Below are 1,307 nucleotides of genomic sequence, written 5' to 3' on the forward strand. Positions count from 1 at the left end.
CCCCGGCCCCGGCCGGCCCCACGGCCTCCGCGAGGACGTCACGGAAGGTCCCGAAGAGCGCGTCGACGGTCGCCTCGTCGAACAGGTCGGTGTTGTACTCCAGATGGCAGCGGACACCGTCCGGCTGGTCGGTGAAGTACACGCTGAGGTCGGTCAGCGCCTTGTCGGGCCCCGAGTCGAGCGGTGTGGCCCGCACGCCGGGCAGGTCGAAGCGGAAGGGGTCGCCGGTCTCGTACTCGGCGAGCGTCTGGAAGACGGGCGTCCTGTCGAGTGCCCGCGCGGGCGCCAGCTCCCGGACGACCGCTTCGAAGGGCACGTCGGCATGGTCGTACGCGTCGAGGGCGACCGCGCGCACCCGGTCGAGGAGCGTGCCGAAGTCCGGGTCACCGGAGAGGTCGAGGCGCAGCGCGAGGGTGTTCACGAAGAAGCCGACGACATCCTCGTACGGGGGCCTGCGGTCGGACATCGGGGTGCCGATGACGAGGTCGTCCTGGCCGCTGACTCGGCGCAGGGCTGCCGCGTATCCGGCGAGCAGTGTCATGAAAAGCGTGCTGCGCCGCTCACGGCTGAACTTACGTACGGCAGCCGAGAGTTCGGGGGTGAGCGTGCGGAACAGGGCGCGGCCGTTCGACGTCATCACGGGGGGCCTCGGCCGGTCCGTGGGCAGGTCGAGGACGGGCAGGTCGCCGTCGAGCACCTTCTTCCAGTACGCGAGGTCGTCCGCCGCCTTGGCGTCGCCGAGGGAGTCGAGCTGGCGGCGGGCGTGGTCGGCGTAGGTGTGGGTGAGGGCAGGGAGGTCGGCGGCGGCCGGGGCCCCGGTGGTCTCCGCGCGGTAGAGGGCGGACACGTCGCGGGCGAGGACGGCGGCCGACGCGGCGTCCATCACGATGTGGTGCAGGGAGAGGACGAGGACGTGCCGCTCGGGGCCGAGGCGGACCAGGCGCGTGACGAAAAGGGGGCCGTTCGCGAGGTCGAAGCGGCGCTCGCTCTCCGCCTGGAGGGTGTCGGCGACCGCGTCACGCCCGGGGCCCGTCCCGTCGACGACCGCGAAGTCCACTTCCCCCGGCGCCTGGGCGAACTGCCTTGCCTCGCCGCTCACTTCGCGGAAGACCGTGCGCAGCTGCTCGTGCCGGGCGACGAGCGCGCGCAGGGAGTTCCGCAGCGCGTCGGCGTCCAGCGGGCCGTCGAGGTCGATGGCCTTGACCTCGTTGTACGCGGTACGGCCCGGCAGCATGCGCTCCAGGAACCAGATCCGCTGCTGGCCCGGCGAGAGGGGGGCTCCCGAGGCGGGCGGCACGGGGGTAGGC

1 protein-coding gene is annotated in these 1,307 nt (G+C 72.8%); it reads right to left on the reverse strand.

From position 1 onward, the window contains the following. Positions 1-1,307, reverse strand: a 1,307-nt coding sequence (locus tag GKQ77_RS32795; RefSeq protein WP_258022360.1) for a condensation domain-containing protein, incomplete at both ends; no start/stop codon positions are given.

Source organism: Streptomyces anatolicus, assembly GCF_019400875.1.
Taxonomy (GTDB): Bacteria; Actinomycetota; Actinomycetes; order Streptomycetales; family Streptomycetaceae; genus Streptomyces; species Streptomyces anatolicus.